Origin of the sequence: Arsenophonus nasoniae DSM 15247, assembly GCF_000429565.1 — a bacterium.
Lineage (GTDB): Bacteria > Pseudomonadota > Gammaproteobacteria > Enterobacterales > Enterobacteriaceae > Arsenophonus > Arsenophonus nasoniae.
In genome coordinates this window covers 1-19,222 of the sequence record NZ_AUCC01000061.1, presented here as the reverse complement: position 1 = coordinate 19,222, position 19,222 = coordinate 1, and the positions used below count along the sequence as shown (strand labels likewise).

The following is a 19,222-nucleotide window of genomic DNA, read 5'->3' as shown; positions in this document are numbered from 1 at the left end:
TTACTTTTACTTTTCGGGTCATATTTATACCTATAAGATTTTGCTTAATTATAAGCTATAAATCTCTACAGTTTTATTAGACCACTACAATGGATTTGGATGCAGCAATTGTGGTTTATTTGGAAGATAAAAAAGTTGATGAAGAGTATGAAGGAATTGTTCGCCAACTCATGACTTATATGATGGAAGATCCTCGCACTATTCCTAGTGTATTAACAGCCTTGTTTTGCGCGCGTTCCATTGAGCGAATAGGTGATCGTTGCCAAAATATTTGTGAATTTATTTTCTATTATTTAAAAGGGCAAGATTTTCGTCATTTAGGTGGGGATTTTGTGGAAAAAATGTTGACCAAAGGCAGTCATTAACAGGTTCTTCAGCCAATTATTTGATGATTATTTTTAGCTTATATTTATTCCATTTTGGAATAAATATAGATTTTTATATTATTTCCTGTTCTAACTGTGAATTGATAATTTGAGCTTGAATAAATATACAAAAATTTACAGTAAAGGGTAATAGTGAAATGAAATCCAATCTTATTACAACTTTATTATCTGTCGCATTAGCCTTAGTCACTGGGTTGGCAAAAGCAGATAAATTGGAAAGTATTAAAAAATCCGGTGTGATCCGTATTGCTGTTTTTGATAGTAATCCCCCTTTTGGCTTTATTGACGCTAAAACTAAAAAATTGGTGGGATATGACATTGATATTGCTGAAGCGATTGCTAATGATTTTGGGGTTAAATTAGTATTACGTCCAACTAATCCAGCGAATCGAATACCTCTATTAACAGGAGGTAAGGTGGATTTGATTGGCGCTAACTTTACTATTACCAATGAACGCGCTAAGCAAGTTGATTTTTCAATTCCTGATTTTGCCACTGGACAGAAGTTTATCGCACGTATTGGGGTATTAAAAACGCCTGATGACATTATTCCTTTACGTATCGGTGCGGATAAAGGAACAGTGCAGGAAATTACCCTACGTGAACGCTATCCCAATACTAAGGTAATATCTTATGATGATACTCCACTTGCTTTTGCAGCATTACGAAATGGTAATGTACAAGCTATTACTCAAGATGACGCCAAGCTGGTTGGTTTATTGGGGAACTTACCGGCAAAAATTAAAGCAGATTATGAGATCTCACCTTTTAGTCTTACCCGTGAATATCAGGCATTAGCAGCCGCTAAAGGTGAAACGAATTTGATCAATGCAGTAAATAATACTTTATTAAAATTAGAAAAAAGTGGTCAGGCGGAAATAATTTATAATCGTTGGTTTGGTCCAGCAACAAAAGCAGCACTACCGCGTGGTGATTTTAAATTTGCACCATTAGAAAAATAAGCAATATTATTTTTAATAAAAATACCTAAATGAGTACCTTCATCATAAATAGGTTATATCAATGTTTGAATACTTTTTTTCTACCCAGCTATTAGCACCTGAGTATTTTGATTGGATTTGGCAGGGTTTACTCATTACTATTGGGATCTCATTTTGTGCCATAGTCTTCTCATCCCTGTTAGGTTTTGTTGTCGTTGCTGCTAGAGATAGTCATATCGTATTTTTGCGTTGGTTGGCAATTAGTTATATTTCATTATTTCGTAATACACCATTATTAATACAGCTTTTTTTTTGGTACTTTGCCGTCGGCGGAATATTGCCGGAATCAGTTATGCAGTGGCTAAATACACCACATCAGCTCACTATTCTCGGTCTTCAGCTAGCATGGCCATCATTTGAGTTTTTGGCCGGGGTGATTGGATTAATCCTCTACTCTACGCCTTTCATTGCTGAAGAATTAAGAGCCGGTATCTATGGTGTAAAGCAAGGGCAAAATTTTGCTGCATTAGCATTAGGTTTATCTGATTGGCAAGCCATGCGTTATGTTGTTTTGCCCCAAGCGTTAAAAATCGCGATGCCGCCTTTGCTGGGTCAATATATGAATATTGTGAAAAACTCTTCCCTCACTATGGCGATTGGTGTTGCAGAACTTTCTTATGTTTCTCGTCAGATTGAAAGTCAAAGTTTACAAACCTTTACGGCATTTGGCCTGGCGACAATCCTTTATATTGCCATTATCGCTGTGATGGAAGCCTGGGGACAATGGCGTCAGCAGCGCCTATTAATAAAGGGACATTAACATGAATTTTGCAGTCATTGCTGAAAATTGGCGCTATCTGTTATTTGGTACATTTCCTGATGGCCCTTTAGAAGGTGCAGCACTGACACTGTTAATAAGTTTATTAGCAGGAGGTATCTCTATTTTTCTTGGCATTGCTGGTGGAATTGCATTAGCGATGTTAAAAGGTTGGTGGGCAAATTTATTGGCAGCTGTATTAGGTTTTTTTCGTGCTATACCGGTCATCATGTTGATTTTCTGGAGTTACTTTTTATTACCTGTTTTATTAGGCACGGATATTCCTGAATTGACGACTGTAATTTGTGCTTTAGCTTTGATCGCGTCAGCTTATTTGGCACATGGAGTAAAAGCCGGTATTTTGGCGATTGGCCAAGGGCAGTGGCAAGCGGGGATGTCGTTAGGTTTTACCCGTTGGGCGGTGTTATGGCATATTATACTGCCGCAAGCATTACGGATGATGCTCCCCTCCTTTATTAATCAGTGGATTGCATTAATTAAAGATACTTCATTGGCTTATATAGTCGGAGTGGCAGAATTATCATTTTTAGCAACTCAAGTGAATAATCGAGAAATGATTTATCCAATGGAAATTTTTCTATTTGTTGCCTTAATCTATTTCATTATGTGTTTTTCACTTGAGATGATAGCAAATCAAATCTTACGTCGTTTAGAGAAAAATCGGTCGTCACTAGCTTTATTGTCGGGTAAGCAGCTAAAACAGTTGGCTTCCCTATAATGTCCGCTATTTTATTTTTTTCCTTATATAGAGATAAATGAAAGATTGGCAACAAATGGTGATTTATTCGTTCGAATTTATGCCACACTCTTTTTGATTCCGCTAAGCTTTATTTTCACAGTGATTACTGAGTTGAATACTCATACACATCATTATGTCAGATAATTGTTTTTCTTTTTTCTATTTTATAATTAACTATTTGAATTAGTTTTATTGTAGGATAGAGCAAAAAAACTTTTTTTATTATTAGGCTATGTATATGAACAAAACAGATCCGATCAGACAACAGAGTCTGCTTCAGCGCATGTTTAAATTACAAGAACATGGCACGACAGTTCGAACAGAAATCATTGCTGGATTGACGACATTTTTGACAATGGTTTATATCGTTTTTGTTAATCCGCAAATTTTATCAATGGCGGGAATGGATATTAAAGCTGTTTTTGTCACTACCTGTCTAGTTGCGGCATTAGGTAGTATTATGATGGGCATGGTGGCCAATTTACCGGTTGCTGTCGCTCCTGCGATGGGATTAAATGCCTTTTTTGCTTTTGTCGTTGTTGGTGCTATGGGATATTCCTGGCAAGTAGCAATGGGGGCAATCTTCTGGGGAGCTGTTGGTTTATTTCTCTTAACGCTTTTTCATATTCGTTACTGGATTATTGCGCATATTCCCTTAAGCTTACGGGTTGGTATTACTAGCGGTATTGGTTTATTTATTGCCCTGATGGGATTAAAAAATGCGGGCATTATTGTTGCTAATCCGGATACTCTGGTCGCAATTGGTAATTTTTCTCAATCTAATGTGTTATTGGGGATCTTAGGATTTTTTATCATTGCCGTGTTAGCGGCTCGTAATATTCATGCTGCAGTCCTTGTTTCTATTGTGATCACCACGATTATTGGCATGATTATTGGTGATGTTCAATATAATGGTTTTTTTGCGTTACCACCTAGCATCATGACGGTGGTTGGACATGTGGATATGATTGGCTCATTAGATATTGCTTTGTCTGGCATTATTTTCTCTTTCATGCTAATTAATCTTTTTGATTCTTCAGGGACTTTAATTGGAGTTACTGATAAAGCGGGTTTGGCTGATAAGACGGGTAAATTTCCACAGATGAAACAAGCACTTTATGTTGATAGTTTAAGCTCAGTTGCAGGTAGCACAATGGGAACATCTTCAGTCACTGCCTATATTGAAAGTAGTGCTGGGGTGGCGATAGGTGGACGTACTGGATTAACTGCAATTGTGGTTGGCTTGCTATTTTTATTAACCATTTTTATTTCACCGTTAGCCAGTATGGTACCCGCCTATGCAACAGCTGGCGCACTAATCTATGTTGGTGTTCTGATGACATCCAGCCTAACACGTGTTAAGTGGCATGATTTAACCGAGTCAGTGCCCGCTTTTATCACAGCAGTTATGATGCCTTTTAGTTTTTCAATCACAGAAGGTATCGCGTTAGGTTTTATTGCTTATTGTGTAATGAAAATAGGGACAGGACGGTGGCGTGAAATTGGTTTGGCCGTCGTTATTGTGGCACTATTATTTATTGCAAAAATTATTTTGGTGGATGCGTAATAGGATTAATACATTATCTGAATAATAAATTTATTTAAATTACTTCGGTAACAATTTTATCGAAGTTTTAATTTATTCTAATTTTACTGTAGCTAGTATAAGTCATCTATATATCATATTATTGTGTTAAATAGAGAATTGAAATCCGCAATGAGAGAAAACCGGTTATGTCTGGCCATAAAAAAAAACCTGCTGTAAAAGCAGCAAATAAAATGAAAAAAAATCGTGAAGCGCTCAATTTAGCCAGCCGAGAACGAAAAAAACAGAAAAAAAAGCGTGGTCACGTAGCAGGTAGCCGTTATCAAAATAGAACTGACGCACAAAATAGCAATCGTCCGTTGATGGAGAAAGATCCTCGTATTGGCAGTAAGAAACCGATATCACTATTGATTGACGGTAAAGAAGAAAAAGCCTTAAATAGCAACAAGCCAAAAATAAGTAAGGTAGAAAAATCAATATTAGCACCAGAAGAAGAGTTGGCATTATTGGAAAATGACGAGCGCCTAGCCACGTTGTTAACTCATCTTGAAGAAGGTAAAACATTAGCCAAAGAGGAAATGGCTTATGTAGATAAACAACTGGAGCGAATTGATTGCTTGTTGAAAATAGTTGGTATTGAGCTTGATGACGAAGGCGATGATGATAAACCGGATGACATTATGCGGCTTTTGAAAGGGAAGTAAGCATTGTTCATCCTATCATTATATAATCATAAAAATGCGTGTTATTACCTAATAAAATAGTAATATTGGCTGCTGATAAATTATAAATAACTTATCAGTAATTATTTTTGCTGAATGTATTCTTTACATCAGATTAAGATAATTTTTTATCACTTAAGACGGTAGTAATAAATAGAGTAATGTGAGTTTGGCTATAAGATAGGAGATAGCCATTATTGAAGGATAAAAAAATGTCAGAGCAGAGTATTATTTGGGATCTCTCCCTTATTCAAAAATATAACTATGCTGGGCCCAGGTATACCTCTTATCCTACTGCGTTAGAATTTAACCACAATTATAGTGATAGTGATTTTGCTATTGCTGCTAGTCGCTATCCTGACAGGCCCCTGTCTCTATATGTACATATCCCGTTTTGTCATAAGCTGTGTTATTTCTGTGGCTGTAATAAGCTGGTGACTCGCCATAAACATAAAGTAGATAACTATCTGTTGGTTTTAGAAAAAGAGATCATAAAACAAGCGCAATTATTTACCAATCGAACTGTGATCCAAATGCATTGGGGAGGGGGAACACCAACCTATTTGGATAAATCCCAGCTCAGTCAACTAATGGCAATGTTAAAATCACACTTTAATTTTGCCGTTGATGCCGAAATATCAATTGAAATTGATCCGCGAGAAATAGAATTGCATATTATTGATCACTTGCGGTGTGAGGGTTTTAACCGCCTGAGTATGGGTGTGCAGGATTTTAATAAACAGGTACAACATTTAGTTAACCGTCAGCAGGATGAAGCGTTTATTTTTGCTTTGGTACAACGTGCACGTGAGGTGGGGTTTAATTCTACCAGTATCGATCTAATTTATGGTTTACCTAAACAGACAGCGGAAACTTTTGCTTTTACTTTAGAGCGCGTATTAGCACTTTCCCCTGATCGTTTAAGTGTTTTTAATTATGCCCATATGCCTCATCTTTTTGCTGCACAACGCAAAATTAAAACACAGGATCTACCAACAGCAGAACAAAAACTGGCTATTTTACAGCAAACGATTTTCACCTTGACACAAAATGGTTACCAATTTATTGGTATGGATCATTTTGCTAAACCTAAGGACGAATTGGCTATTGCACAACGTAATGGGGTCTTACATCGTAATTTTCAGGGCTATACCACCCAGCAAAACTGTGATTTACTTGGACTGGGGGTATCTGCAATTAGCATGTTAGGTGATCATTATGCGCAAAATCAAAAAGATTTAAACGCTTACTATCAAGCTATTGAAAATCATCAACATGCAATATGGAAAGGTTTATCCTTGACCCAGGATGATTGTATTCGGCGTGATGTGATCAAAACTTTAATCTGTAATTTTCAACTGGTTTATAGTGATATTGAACAGCGTTATCAAATTGATTTTAAGGATTATTTTTTTGCAGATTTGCAGTTATTACAACCGATGATAGCAGATGGTTTAGTGATTGTTGGTCAAAGAGAGCTACAGATTACCGCTAAAGGTCGTTTGTTGATCCGTAATATATGTATGTGTTTTGATATTTATTTGCGCAACCAAATGCGGCAACGTCAATTTTCACGAGTGATTTAGTTGGTTAAAGAGGATAGCATAGCCATATATTTCAGCTCTTTTTTACTAGGACATACCAAATTCTTTCAACTTACGGGTAAGGGTATTTCTCCCCCAACCGAGTAAGCGAGCGGCTTCTTGTTTATGACCTTTGGTATAGGTTAAAGCACATTCAAGCATGGTACGTTCAATCTGCGGTAATACTTGCTGTAGTAAATTCTGTTTATTATTTTCGAGCGCTGTTTTTGTCCAATTAGCCAGTGGATCAAGCCATTTTTCGTTATTTGTCGCTAGTGTCTTTTTAGGTGAATAAAGAAATTGTTGATTTTGTTGCAGATCGCTTGGCAGATCTTGCGGTAATATCATTTGGCTGGAAGACATCACGGTAAGCCAACTGCAGACATTTTCTAACTGGCGCACGTTACCCGACCAAGGTAAAGACATTAAGATCGTTTCTGTCTGAGGCGCCAAAATTTTGCTCTCCACACCAAGTTGTTGTGCGGTCTGGTGGAGGAAATAGCGGGCTAAATGCGGAATATCTTCAGTCCGTTCACGCAATGGTGGCAGAGGAATACGGATGACATTAAGACGATGAAAGAGATCTTCTCTAAATTTGCCTTCTTGTACTAATTGTTCAAGGCATTGATGGGTAGCGGCAATGATACGGACATCAACTTTAATGGGTGTATAACCACCGACTCGATAAAACTGGCCTTCAGCCAATACGCGTAACAGGCGGGTTTGAATATCAAGTGGCATATCACCGATTTCATCGAGAAAAAGTGAACCGCCATGCGCTTGTTCGAAACGTCCCTGCCTGACCTGGCTGGCACCAGTAAAAGCGCCTTTTTCATGACCAAATAACTCAGATTCAATCAGATCTTTAGGAATAGCTGCCATATTTAGCGCAATAAAGGGCCCAGTTGCTTTAGGGCTATGACGATGAAGCGCATCCGCAATTAACTCTTTACCAGTGCCAGATTCACCGTTAATAAGTACACTAATTGAGGAGCGAGATAAGCGACCGATAATTCGATACACTTCCTGCATGGCGGGTGCTTCACCAATAATTTTGCTGACAGCAGCCGTTGGTGGAGAATTTGATCTGGTATTTGGTTGTTGATTGCGATAATAATTCAGTGCGCGTTTAACTAACAATATTGTTTCGTCAATATCGAAAGGTTTTGGCAAGTAATCAAAAGCACCTTGTTGATAGGCATTAACTGCCGTATTCAGATCTGAATGGGCAGTCATAATAATAATCGGTAATTTAGGATGGCTCTGTTTAAGTCGTGTCAGCAGGGTTAACCCATCGTTATCTGGCATATGAATATCGGAAATTAGAACATCCGGACAGGTTTTTTCTAATGCTATTAATACACTTTGAATATCTTCAAAGCTAGTACATTCCATGTGGGCATTGTTTAACGCGCGTTCTAAAACCCACCGAATGGCACTATCATCATCAACGATCCACACCTTACCTTTTTGCATATCAGTTACCTAATTCTTAATAGGAAGATAAATCGAAAATTGCGTATGGCCAGGCCAACTAGAAAATTCGATTCTACCAGCATGCTGGTCAATAATATTTTGTGCAATTGAGAGTCCTAAGCCATTGCCACCTTTATGATGACTTACCATCGGATAGAACAGCGTATCTTGTATCTGTGATGGAATACCTGGACCATTATCTTCAATATCGATACGGGCGGCAAGCCGATACGTTTTTCCGTGTAATGTCACATGAAACGCTGTGCGAGTCCGCATAGTCAAGGTTCCACCGTTTTCTTCCATTGCTTGTATCGCGTTTTGGCTTATATTAAGTAACACTTGTTCAATTTGTTCGGGATAGTGTGGTAATTCAGGTAAACTAGGATCATAGTCTTTTATTAATTTAATATTTTCCGGTAGCGTCAGTGATATTAAATAGTAAGTACGCTCAACAACCTGGTGGATACTTTGTGTTGTTTTCAAACCGGGATGTTGAGGGCCGAGTAGACGATCAACGAGATTGCGTAAGCGATCGGCTTGCTCAATAATGACTTGGGTATATTCTAACTGCTCAGAACTAGAAAGGGTTTTGGCTAACAGTTGAGCTGCGCCACGTAAACCCCCTAACGGGTTTTTTATTTCATGGGCTAAAGTTCGGATTAAGTCACGTGATAGGATTTGTAATGATTGTTCTTGCTCTAAACGGCGATAGGAATTGACCGGCGAAAATTCTAGTAAAATAAAGCCTTGTGAAATGGGCTGCGCACTGATAGTCACGTTATAAGAGTGATTATTGATAACCAGAGTGACTTCATTATCGGTAAAACTTTTATTTTTTTTTATTTTTTTTTGCATTAAATCCATATCAAACGAACAATAATCAAAAAGAATTGGTAGCGGTGTACCCAGCAATTTTCTTGGATTAGCTGAAAAAAATTGGCGGCTAGCATAATTAGCGTACTGGATGATGAGTTTATTATCCAGTAAGAGAATATTATGCAACAAGCAATCTAAGATATGATCGGCAATGGGTAATTTATCAATTTTCACGTAGTTTTACTCCTGCACCTTTTTAGTGCATATTAACATATTTGAGTATAAACCAAGTATTTTTGTTCAATAATTAGGCAGAAAAAACCTCATCAAATGATGAGGTAATATAACACAACAAAAAATACCCAGCGGAGAAGGGTTTATCAGACGCTGTAGTACATTTCGAACTCTAATGGATGAGGTGCCATCTGAATACGTTGAACATCATTTTTTAATAAGTTGATATAGGCGTCTATCGTTTCATCAGTAAATACTTCACCGCGTTTCAAAAATTCGCGATCTATATCCAACGCATGCAGGGCTTCTTCCAGTGAACTGGCAACAGTTGGGATCTCTTGTGCTTCTTCCGCAGGTAAGTCATATAAATTTTTATCCATCGCTTCTCCGGGATGAATTTTATTCATAATTCCATCGAGACCTGCCATTAATTGTGCAGCAAAGGCTAAGTAAGGATTAGCCGCCGGATCAGGAAAACGAACTTCAATCCGTGATGCTCTCGGATTGGCAACCATTGGAATGCGAATAGAAGCTGACCGGTTACGCGCTGAATAAGCCAACATTACCGGTGCTTCGAAACCAGGTACTAGACGCTTATAGGAGTTGGTGGTTGGATTCGTAAAGGCATTTAAAGCACGCGCATGTTTAATAATACCATCAATGTAATAAAGGGCTGTTTCAGATAGCCCACCATATTTATTACCGGCAAACAAGTTGGTGCCATTTTTTTCCAGCGACATATGACAATGCATGCCAGAGCCGTTATCACCCACGAGTGGCTTTGGCATAAATGTCGCTGTTTTGCCAAAAGCATGAGCAATATTATGCACGACGTATTTGTATATTTGTGTTTCATCGGCTTTTTTGGTCATTGTATTAAAACGGGTAGCGACCTCATTTTGGCCTGCGGTGGCAACCTCATGGTGGTGTGCTTCGACAATTAAACCCATTTTCTCCATGGTGGAACACATGGCGGAGCGCATATTTTGAGAGGAATCAACGGGTGGGACAGGAAAATAACCCCCTTTAACGCTTGGTCGATGACCTTTATTGCCATCTTCATAGTGTGCGCCAGAATTCCAGGCTGCTTCGATATCGTCGATATGATAATAAGCACCAGAAATATTGTTGCCAAAGCGAATATCATCAAACACAAAGAATTCAGGTTCAGGTCCAAATAATACCGTATCGGCGATACCGCTACTGCGTAAGAAATTTTCGGCGCGTTTAGAAATTGAACGTGGATCGCGTTGGTAGCCCTGATGGGTATGGGGCTCTAGGATATCACAGCGAATAATTAGGGTTGAATCACTAAAAAAAGGATCTAGCACTGCCGTCTCGGGATCAGGCATAAGCATCATATCTGATTCATTAATTCCTTTCCAACCGGCAATAGAGGAGCCGTCAAACATTTTTCCCTCTTCAAAGAAATCTTCGTTGATTTGGTGAGCAGGAATAGTGATATGTTGCTCTTTACCTCTGGTATCGGTAAAGCGTAGATCAATATATTTAACATGGTGCTCTTTGATCATGGATAAAACATGCTCAACAGACATAAAGCTTCTCCTGATTGGATCCTACTTTTGAACGATAGTGCCAAAAAGTTTCATTAAAGTTGTTAATTAATCATTAAGCGAAAATCATGCCAAATTATTTATAACCTAGAATAAATGCTTTTTGAATGATTTATGAGTAAATAATAATAAATTGAATAGTAAATTGCACTATTTGTGTGCGTTTTAGACGCCTAAAATGCACACAAATAGTGCAATAAACGAAAGGAATACGAACTTGCCTTATTTGATTTCCTATGTAGTGGTTTATTTTTTCAAACAAAAATGGGTTATCATTTGTGAAAGTAATGCAATTGTTGGTTTTATATATTTAATTTCAATAAATTCATCAGGTTGATGCGCTTGCTCTATCGAGCCTGGACCTAATATTAATGTTGGACAGCGAGTTTGAATAAAAGGTGCTTCGGTGCAGTAATTAACGGTTTGTGCTTTCTTGTTTAATAAATTTTCAATTATTTTCAACATCTTATGATTTATTGGGCATTCAAAACCAGGAATAGCAGGATGTAGTTCCTCGATAGTAATGCGATTAGGCCAACGATGTTTAATCGGTTCAAGTGCGGCATGCAATAATTCATCCAAATTTTGTAGTGATAGACCAGGTAGTGGGCGAATATCGATATGTAGTTCACAGCATCCACAAATTCGATTTACTGCATCCCCGCCATGAATATGTCCAAAATTCATTGTTGGGTAGGGAATAGCAAATGCCTTGTGATGGTAATCAGTTTTTAGTCTATTTCTAAGCATAATTAACTGACTAATGGTTTCATGCATTAATTCAATCGCATTGATACCCTTTGCTGGATCACTTGAATGGCCTGATTGACCGGTAATGCGGATGGCATTGGCGATATGCCCCTTATGAGCGCGAATGGGTCGTAGTGAAGTTGGCTCGCCAATAATCGCCAATTCAGGCTGAATTTCAGCCGTTGTGGCAAAATAACGTGCCCCTGCCATGGTGGTTTCTTCATCAGCAGTTGCCAAAATATAGATGGGATGCTGTAACTGATAAATATCGATATTGCGTAAGGCATCAATAATAAAAGCGAAAAATCCTTTCATATCTGCGCTGCCTAAACCATATAATTTGTTGCTATATTCCGTTAATTGGAAAGGATCTTTTGTCCAGCGCCCTTCATCAAAAGGAACCGTATCAGTATGCCCACAGAGTAGTAATCCCTCCTCTCCTTGACCAAAAGTAGCCAGTAAATTGAATTTATGGCGAGTTTCTGGCACCGGTTGAATGGTTATTTTTCCACCTAGCGTCTTTAGCCATTCTGCCAGTAGATTAATTAATGCTTCATTACTTTGATCGCGTCTTGCATCGACAGAACTAATTGATGGTATGGCAATTAATTGACGATATAACTCAATAAATGTCGGGAGTTTCGCTTTCACTGCTACCAGCCTTAATGACTAAAATTTCAATACTCATGCATTTCTTTGAATAAAAATACAGTAATTAATATTAGTTCAGTGTACAAGATTTATTAATGAGAATGTTAATGATACTAATTTTTCCTTGAATCCATAACCCCAATATACACAGGAAAAAAGGAAAATTAATGGTGTATAGGTTCGTCATTATAATATATATTTCGATATAAAGATTTTATTTAAGAATTAAAAAATATTTGCCATAACATAATAATACTATTAATAAAATAATTATCGCAATGGGTCGATTTAAATTAAACAATGGCAATTAATTTGACCATAAGAGTTCAGTCAAGCCTTTATTGGTGATGTATACAATCGATGCTTAGTGAATCTGAATATTCTGTAAATATAGCGTTGAGGCTGTGTTTTATGGCCGCAAGTTAGTTGTGCAATTTTAGCAACTCAGCAGAATCAGTCACTGGCGATAAACAACTCACCGTGCAAACGTTTAATTTCATTGTTTTTATCTATGAATTACAAAAATAAATTTTATTGCTGAATTTTTTCGTTGATAGGAAAACTGGATCCATTATGATGAATAGATAGGTTGATTCTATCAAATTTATATTTAGGGAAGGAATAGGCATGAATATTCGTGATTTGGAGTACCTTGTTGCATTAGCTGAGCATAAACATTTTCGGCGTGCTGCAGATGCCTGCCATGTTAGTCAACCGACCCTAAGCGGTCAAATTCGTAAATTGGAAGACGATTTAGGGGTTATGTTGTTAGAACGAACAAGCCGAAAGGTTTTGTTTACTCAGCAGGGATTATTATTAGTTGAACAAGCTAGAACAGTACTGCGAGAAGTTAAAATATTGCAGGAAATGGCTTCCTTACAAGGTGAAAGCATGTCAGGCCCGTTACACATAGGATTAATTCCTACCATTGGTCCTTATCTTTTGCCTCACATCATTCCAGAATTACACCGTTTATTTCCTAAACTGGAGATGTATTTACATGAAGCACAGACACACCATCTGTTAGCACAATTAAATAATGGTAAACTGGATTGTGCAATATTAGCGCAAGTGAAAGAGACTGAAGCTTTTATTGAAATTCCTCTTTATGAGGAACCTATGCGATTAGCCATTTATGAAGAGCATCCGTGGTTCAATCGTAAGGAAATTGAGATGCAAGAGCTTGTTGGGCAGAAATTACTCATGTTGGAGGATGGTCACTGTTTACGTGATCAAGCGATGGGATATTGTTTTCAGGTCGGGGCCAAAGATGATACCCACTTTCGTGCCACCAGTTTGGAAACATTACGTAACATGGTGGCAGCTGGCAGTGGTATAACACTTTTGCCAGATTTATCGGTGCCGAAAGAGATAAAACGTGATGGCGTCTATTATCTTGATTGTATTAACCCTGTTCCTTCACGTTCGATTGTTTTAGTTTATCGACCTGGTTCACCGCTTAGAAGTTGTCATGAACAATTTGCTGAGGCAATACGTAAACAAATGCAGCGATACTATAGTAAAAATTAATTGTTAACTTACTTCTAACATTGGGTTCTATTTGGTTAAAACAGACGGTTTAATCCATTTAGCGCAGCAACCCGAAATGCTTCTGCCATAGTTGGATAATTGAAGGTGGTATTAACGAAATATTCAATAGTATTACCTTCACCTTTTTGCTCCATAATTGCCTGTCCAATATGAATAATTTCTGCTGCACGCTCCCCGAAGCAGTGAATACCTAAAATTTTTAATGTTTCGCGATGAAATAGAATTTTTAAACTGCCTACATTCATCCCTGCTATCTGCGCTCTGGCTAAGTGTTTAAATTGGGCGCGCACGACTTCATACGGAATTTTCATGGCAGTCAATTGTTGTTCGGTTTTACCGACAGAACTGATTTCAGGAATGGTGTAGATCCCGGTTGGAATATCCTCAATTAAATGAGTATCACCGTGACCTGTTGTTATTGCACGGGCTGCGAGACGACCTTGATCATAAGCCGCTGAAGCTAAACTGGGATAACCAATAACATCGCCGACAGCATAGATATTTTCATTATGAGTACGATAGGTAGCGTCAACTTTAATCAGACCTCGATTATCAATAGGAATAGCGATATTTTCTAAATTTAGATTATCAGTATTTCCGGTACGGCCATTAGCATATAATAGACAATCGGCTTTGACCTTTTTACCAGATTTCAGATGAATAATTACGCCATCATCTGTTCCTTCAACTTTTTCATATTCTTCATTATGGCGAATAACAACACCATTATTCCAAAAATGGTATGATAAAGCATCTGACATTTCTTGGTCTAGAAACGAGAGAAGGTGATCACGGGTATTAATAAGATCAACTTTTACCCCTAACCCTCTAAAAATTGAAGCATATTCACAGCCAATTACTCCTGCACCATAAATAATAACATGTCGGGGTTCATGATTGAGTGTTAAAATCGAATCGCTATTGTAAATGCGTGAATGCTGAAAATCGACATCAGGTGGACAATAAGGACGAGAGCCGGTTGCGATAATAATTTTTTCAGCATATAGCGTATCGTCAGTACCATCATTATAAAGAACTTTTACGGTATGTTCGTCAATGAAAGAGGCTTCACCAGCAAACATATTACAGCCATTCCGTTCGTAAAATCCTTGTCGCATATGTGTTTGTTGATTGATTACGGTTTCGGCTTGTTTAAGAATGTCGGAGAAAGAAGAGCGCAGAAGACGAGACTTATCGCTGTATAATGGGTTTTGATTAAATTCGATAATTCGGCTGACCGCGTGCCGAAGCGCTTTAGAGGGAATTGTTCCCCAGTGGGTACAACCACCGCCAATTTTATTATAACGTTCAATAACGGCAACTTTTTTCCCTTGTTTTACCAACCCCATTGCTGCGCCTTCTCCCCCGGGGCCGGAACCAATAACGATAGTATCAAATTGAATCTGTGGCATTCGGTATAACCTATTATTATGTAAATACGAGTAGACAAATCACATTAACATTATCTTCTTTAATCATGCTTAAATATAAGATTCAGGCTTTACATTTTAATAAATAAACAGAAATTCCTTATATACTAGTTAAACTTAAGAACACTGCAAATCTGTTAAAATTTGGTATAGTGGTCTAGTTGCATTATTATCGAAGAGGTATATTAATTACTGTGAGTAATATTACAGGCATTAGAGCAAAGCAGAAAGAAAAAACGCGTCGTTCTCTGATAGAAGCGGCTTTTAGTCAATTGAGTGCTGAGCGTAGCTTTACTAGTCTCAGCTTACGTGAAGTTGCGCGAGAAGCAGGTATTGCACCCACTTCTTTTTATCGACATTTTCGTGATGTTGATGAATTAGGATTGACCATGGTTGATGAAAGCGGGCTTATGCTCCGTCAATTAATGCGTCAAGCTCGACAGCGTATTGCAAAAGGTGGTAGCGTCATTCGAACATCTGTTGCTACTTTTATGGAATTTATTGGTAATAATCCGAATGCCTTTCGGTTATTGCTGCGTGAACGTTCAGGCACATCTGCTGAGTTTCGTGCTGCAGTTGCCAGAGAAATTCAGCATTTTATTGCTGAATTGGCCGATTACTTGCAACAAGAAAGTAACATGCCTCGGTATTTTACTGAAATACAAGCAGAAGCCATGGTTACTATTGTATTTAGTGCGGGGGCTGAAGCATTAGATATTGATCAGGAAAAAAGACAACTTTTGGAAGAGCGGTTAGTTTTACAACTTAGAATGATCGCTAGAGGCGCCTATTATTGGTATCGTCGCGAACAGGAAAAACATAATATCAAATTATAAATAATTTTTTGCAGTAAATCCCAAATTGCAACTATTTATTATTATTTTCTATATTAGCTTTTTAAATGGCTTTTAATATTATAAGTATTAGAAAAATATTATTTATATCAATATTATTTAATATTTATTCTAACAGTAAAATAATATTAGCCATCGCTAGATAGATTCTTTGCTGTTATGACTTATAAAACGCCATATTTTTAATGGCGTTTTTCTCTCATTTAAATATCTTTATTCTCAAGTAAAACTCCACATTCAATATGGTGGGTATAAGGAAATTGATCAAATAATGCTAATCGATGAATTTTATGGGTTTTATTAAGTATATTTAGATTGTGACAAAGTGTATTGGGATTACAGGATATATAAAGAATACGTGGATATTTTTGTACTAATGCAACTGTTTTTTCATCTAAACCACAACGAGGTGGATCAATCAAAATTGTGTTACATTTATAACTCATTAAATCAACACCTTCCAGGCGTCTAAACTGACGTTCACCTTGTATTGCTTGGGTGAAATCTTCTGCTGACATTCGAATAATTTTTACATTATTAATTTTATTAGCTTCAATATTATATTGAGCAGCAGCTACTGATGGTTTGGCAATCTCGGTTGCCAGTATACGATTAAAATTTTGCGCTAGTGCGATAGAAAAATTACCGTTTCCACAATAAAGCTCAAGTAAATCTCCTTTTGCGTTTTTAGTGCAATCAATTGCCCATTCTAACATTTTGATATTTATTCCGGCATTGGGTTGGGTAAAACTATTTTCAATTTGGCGATAAATAATTGACTTACCAGCAATAGGTAATACCTCATCAATATGATCCTGTTCTAATATAATTTTTGTTTTTGCTGCGCGTCCAATTAGCTGTATATCAAAACCTTGATTAATTAAAGCGATACGTAATTGTTTAGCTTGCTCAATCCATTCCTCATTCAATTTTTTGTGGTAAATTAACGAAACAATAATCTTATTACTTAATGTTGATAAATAATCTACTTGGAAGAGTTTATAACGTAAAACAGATTTACTTTTAATTAGGGGAATTAAGGCAACCATCATTTGATTAATTAATTTACAAGCGATAGGTAATTGATCAATTCTTATACGTTGTTTAGTCGTTTGATCAAACATTATATGAAATAAATCTTGCCCTTCATGCCAGAGGCGAAATTCAGCACGCATTCTATAGTAGGAAAAATCAGAACGAAAAATTTCTGGCTTAGGTGCATTATAAGGCAGCATAATACTGTTTAAATATTTGATTTTTTCAGTTAACTGCGAGTTGTATTGGGTAATTGATAGATTATTTAGCATGTATTCAGATTCATATTATAAAAAATTTTCTATCGTGTGATTGTAGGGAAAGAGAAAGAGATGTCTAGCTTTGATGCACGATTTATGAATCGTAGTTAAAATAGTTTTTCTAAGCTTATTTTTCCAACATTGATAGTAAGAGTCGTAAAATTTTAGGCCATCGATATTGGACGATAATGCAAAAATAAAAATAAGTTATAATATTGTCTTAAAACAAGCGGGCAGTTATTACAACTGCACATGGATTTATTCAATCTAATATTACTGTATAATTACTCATGACTATTTTTACTAACAATTCTCTTATCAGCATATTGTTCATTATTGTGACGAAATGAATGAAAAATAAAATAAAAAAAGTAACCTCTGCTCAGTTGAAAACGGCTCGGCCAACTATTCTAATTTTTGATTCTGGTGTTGGTGGCTTATCTGTTTACCGTGAAGTCAGACAATTATTGCCAGATCTACACTATATTTATGCTTTTGATAATGATGCTTTTCCTTATGGAGAGAAGAGTGCCGAATTTATTATTGAACGTATTATTCGCTTCATCGATCAAATTCAACAAAAACACGCATTGGCAATAGCAATTATTGCTTGTAATACTGCCAGTACGGTCAGTCTACCTATTTTAAGAGCACATTTTCAATTTCCAATTATAGGCGTTGTTCCCGCGATAAAACCAGCAACTAAATTAACACGTAATGGTATTATTGGACTATTAGCAACCAAGGCCACTGTTAGTGGAAACTATACTAGAGAGCTTATCGACCGATTTGCTGTTGATTGTAAAGTTGAGATGATTGCTTCGTCAGAATTAGTCGAATTAGCAGAAAAAAAACTTCATGGCCAAATAATCTCAACAGAAACATTAGTGCGCATTGTAAAACCGTGGTTAAAAATGAAAGAACCCCCTGACACCATTGTGCTCGGTTGTACACATTTCCCATTATTATCGGCAGAACTAAAAGAAGTGTTGTTTGACGGAACCAGACTCATTGATTCTGGCGCAGCAATTGCTAGACGAGCGGTTTGGTTAATCAATAATCATCCAGATCTGATTTTAACAAAAAATAAAAATATCGCCTATTGCACTAGAATGGATGTTGAAGCTGAAAAGCTTATCCCTGTATTGATGAATGAAGGTTTCAATCAGTTAGAAAAAATTTCTATTTAAGCCTATTTGTCGAAATATAAACCAATTAGACAATTTTTTTTAAATAACGGTTGCCAGCGGCGTAAAACCGCCTATAATGCGCTCCCACTGGTCGAGAATAAACAATTATATTTTTAATCAGTAATAAAAAAGAAAAGTAGAAATAACTACTTGACTTTACAGGTGAAAAGCGTAGTATACGCCACCTCGCGACTCCAGTCGCACGCTCTTTAACAATTAATCAGACAATCTGTGTGGGCACTCGCAAGACATCATCAAAAACTATTTGAAGATTAAGTCTTAAAGAGTGACAAACAGTTAATTCATATATGAACTAATAAGCAGTAACGTTATTTTAGCCAACGGCGAAGGCAATAAAAGGCCAACAAAGTGGCAAAAAAGCGTTACGGCCAGTAAAACATTCTTTGAGCATCAAACTTTTAATTGAAGAGTTTGATCATGGCTCAGATTGAACGCTGGCGGCAGGCCTAACACATGCAAGTCGAGCGGCAGCGGGAGAAAGCTTGCTTTCTTGCCGGCGAGCGGCGGACGGGTGAGTAAGGTATGGGGATCTGGCCGAAGGCGGGGGATAACCACTGGAAACGGTGGCTAATACCGCATAATCTCTAAGGAGCAAAGTGGGGGACCTTCTGGCCTCACACCTTCG

The 19,222-nt window shown here is 37.3% G+C and carries 15 protein-coding genes, 1 rRNA gene and 1 pseudogene; 11 read left to right on the top strand and 6 right to left on the bottom strand.

Translation table 11 applies throughout. The features are described from left to right. Positions 1–89: 89 nt before the first annotated feature. The 7 genes and pseudogenes from G468_RS0112095 to hemN form a co-directional block, all read left to right on the top strand. Positions 90–365 (top strand): annotated as a pseudogene (locus G468_RS0112095) (PhoU domain-containing protein); the annotation flags it as partial. A gap of 158 nt (positions 366–523) precedes the next feature. Continuing rightward, complete coding sequence (locus tag G468_RS0112090; RefSeq protein WP_026823351.1) at positions 524–1,348, top strand: ABC transporter substrate-binding protein; 825 nt, start codon at positions 524–526, stop codon at positions 1,346–1,348. A gap of 61 nt (positions 1,349–1,409) precedes the next feature. Then, positions 1,410–2,147 carry an amino acid ABC transporter permease gene (locus tag G468_RS0112085; RefSeq protein WP_026823350.1) on the top strand — a complete coding sequence of 246 codons (738 nt, stop codon included), beginning with the start codon at positions 1,410–1,412 and terminating at the stop codon, positions 2,145–2,147. Position 2,148: 1 nt separating this feature from the next. Continuing rightward, on the top strand, positions 2,149–2,883 hold the full coding sequence (locus G468_RS0112080) for an amino acid ABC transporter permease (RefSeq protein WP_026823349.1): 735 nt from the start codon (positions 2,149–2,151) through the stop codon (positions 2,881–2,883). Positions 2,884–3,142: 259 nt separating this feature from the next. After that, positions 3,143–4,471 (top strand): NCS2 family permease, encoded by a 1,329-nt coding sequence (locus tag G468_RS0112075; RefSeq protein WP_026823348.1) that lies wholly within the window; start codon positions 3,143–3,145, stop codon positions 4,469–4,471. 167 nt (positions 4,472–4,638) lie between these two features. Next, positions 4,639–5,154: a Der GTPase-activating protein YihI gene (gene yihI, locus G468_RS0112070; protein ID WP_026823347.1), complete on the top strand. Its 516-nt coding sequence runs from the start codon at positions 4,639–4,641 to the stop codon at positions 5,152–5,154. A 230-nt stretch (positions 5,155–5,384) separates the two neighbouring features. Continuing rightward, positions 5,385–6,758 carry an oxygen-independent coproporphyrinogen III oxidase gene (hemN, locus tag G468_RS0112065; protein WP_026823346.1) on the top strand — a complete coding sequence of 458 codons (1,374 nt, stop codon included), beginning with the start codon at positions 5,385–5,387 and terminating at the stop codon, positions 6,756–6,758. 45 nt (positions 6,759–6,803) lie between these two features. On the opposite strand, the gene glnG is transcribed toward hemN, so the two are convergent. The 4 genes from glnG to argE all read right to left on the bottom strand — a co-directional run bounded on the left by glnG (position 6,804) and on the right by argE (position 12,256). After that, positions 6,804–8,231, bottom strand: a complete 1,428-nt coding sequence (gene glnG / locus G468_RS0112060) for a nitrogen regulation protein NR(I) (RefSeq protein ID WP_026823345.1) — start codon at positions 8,229–8,231, stop codon at positions 6,804–6,806. Positions 8,232–8,240: 9 nt separating this feature from the next. Beyond that, positions 8,241–9,281: a nitrogen regulation protein NR(II) gene (gene glnL / locus G468_RS0112055; protein ID WP_026823344.1), complete on the bottom strand. Its 1,041-nt coding sequence runs from the start codon at positions 9,279–9,281 to the stop codon at positions 8,241–8,243. A 146-nt stretch (positions 9,282–9,427) separates the two neighbouring features. Then, on the bottom strand, positions 9,428–10,837 hold the full coding sequence (gene glnA, locus G468_RS0112050; RefSeq protein ID WP_026823343.1) for a glutamate--ammonia ligase: 1,410 nt from the start codon (positions 10,835–10,837) through the stop codon (positions 9,428–9,430). Positions 10,838–11,101: 264 nt separating this feature from the next. Then, a complete protein-coding gene (argE, locus tag G468_RS0112045; RefSeq protein ID WP_026823342.1) occupies positions 11,102–12,256 on the bottom strand; it encodes an acetylornithine deacetylase in 1,155 nt (384 codons plus the stop codon). A 627-nt stretch (positions 12,257–12,883) separates the two neighbouring features. On the opposite strand from argE, the gene oxyR reads away from it, so the two are divergent. Continuing rightward, positions 12,884–13,786 (top strand): DNA-binding transcriptional regulator OxyR, encoded by a 903-nt coding sequence (oxyR, locus tag G468_RS0112040; RefSeq protein WP_026823341.1) that lies wholly within the window; start codon positions 12,884–12,886, stop codon positions 13,784–13,786. Between the two features lie 35 nt (positions 13,787–13,821). On the opposite strand, the gene sthA is transcribed toward oxyR, so the two are convergent. Then, positions 13,822–15,219, bottom strand: coding sequence for a Si-specific NAD(P)(+) transhydrogenase (sthA, locus tag G468_RS0112035; protein ID WP_026823340.1), 1,398 nt, complete (start codon positions 15,217–15,219; stop codon positions 13,822–13,824). 212 nt (positions 15,220–15,431) lie between these two features. On the opposite strand from sthA, the gene fabR reads away from it, so the two are divergent. Beyond that, positions 15,432–16,073, top strand: coding sequence for an HTH-type transcriptional repressor FabR (gene fabR, locus G468_RS0112030; RefSeq protein WP_026823339.1), 642 nt, complete (start codon positions 15,432–15,434; stop codon positions 16,071–16,073). 221 nt (positions 16,074–16,294) lie between these two features. Here fabR and trmA read toward each other — a convergent pair whose 3' ends face one another. Continuing rightward, entirely contained in the window at positions 16,295–17,398 is a 1,104-nt protein-coding gene (gene trmA, locus G468_RS0112025) for a tRNA (uridine(54)-C5)-methyltransferase TrmA (RefSeq protein ID WP_026823338.1), read from the bottom strand. 338 nt (positions 17,399–17,736) lie between these two features. Here trmA and murI point away from each other — a divergent pair, with 338 nt between their 5' ends. Both murI and G468_RS0112015 read left to right on the top strand, forming a co-directional pair. Further along, entirely contained in the window at positions 17,737–18,576 is an 840-nt protein-coding gene (gene murI, locus G468_RS0112020; protein WP_026823337.1) for a glutamate racemase, read from the top strand. 420 nt (positions 18,577–18,996) lie between these two features. Then, positions 18,997–19,222: ribosomal RNA gene (locus tag G468_RS0112015) — 16S ribosomal RNA — on the top strand; the annotation flags it as partial.

Bases quoted from the DNA above. Each gene is read 5' to 3' on its own strand.
- G468_RS0112090 (WP_026823351.1), top strand. From the start codon at position 524: ATGAAATCCAATCTTATTACAACTTTATTATCTGTCGCATTAGCCTTA.
- G468_RS0112085 (WP_026823350.1), top strand. From the start codon at position 1,410: ATGTTTGAATACTTTTTTTCTACCCAGCTATTAGCACCTGAGTATTTT.
- G468_RS0112080 (WP_026823349.1), top strand. From the start codon at position 2,149: ATGAATTTTGCAGTCATTGCTGAAAATTGGCGCTATCTGTTATTTGGT.
- G468_RS0112075 (WP_026823348.1), top strand. From the start codon at position 3,143: ATGAACAAAACAGATCCGATCAGACAACAGAGTCTGCTTCAGCGCATG.
- yihI (WP_026823347.1), top strand. From the start codon at position 4,639: ATGTCTGGCCATAAAAAAAAACCTGCTGTAAAAGCAGCAAATAAAATG.
- hemN (WP_026823346.1), top strand. From the start codon at position 5,385: ATGTCAGAGCAGAGTATTATTTGGGATCTCTCCCTTATTCAAAAATAT.
- glnG (WP_026823345.1), bottom strand. From the start codon at position 8,231: ATGCAAAAAGGTAAGGTGTGGATCGTTGATGATGATAGTGCCATTCGG.
- glnA (WP_026823343.1), bottom strand. From the start codon at position 10,837: ATGTCTGTTGAGCATGTTTTATCCATGATCAAAGAGCACCATGTTAAA.
- oxyR (WP_026823341.1), top strand. From the start codon at position 12,884: ATGAATATTCGTGATTTGGAGTACCTTGTTGCATTAGCTGAGCATAAA.
- sthA (WP_026823340.1), bottom strand. From the start codon at position 15,219: ATGCCACAGATTCAATTTGATACTATCGTTATTGGTTCCGGCCCCGGG.
- trmA (WP_026823338.1), bottom strand. From the start codon at position 17,398: ATGCTAAATAATCTATCAATTACCCAATACAACTCGCAGTTAACTGAA.
- murI (WP_026823337.1), top strand. From the start codon at position 17,737: ATGAAAAATAAAATAAAAAAAGTAACCTCTGCTCAGTTGAAAACGGCT.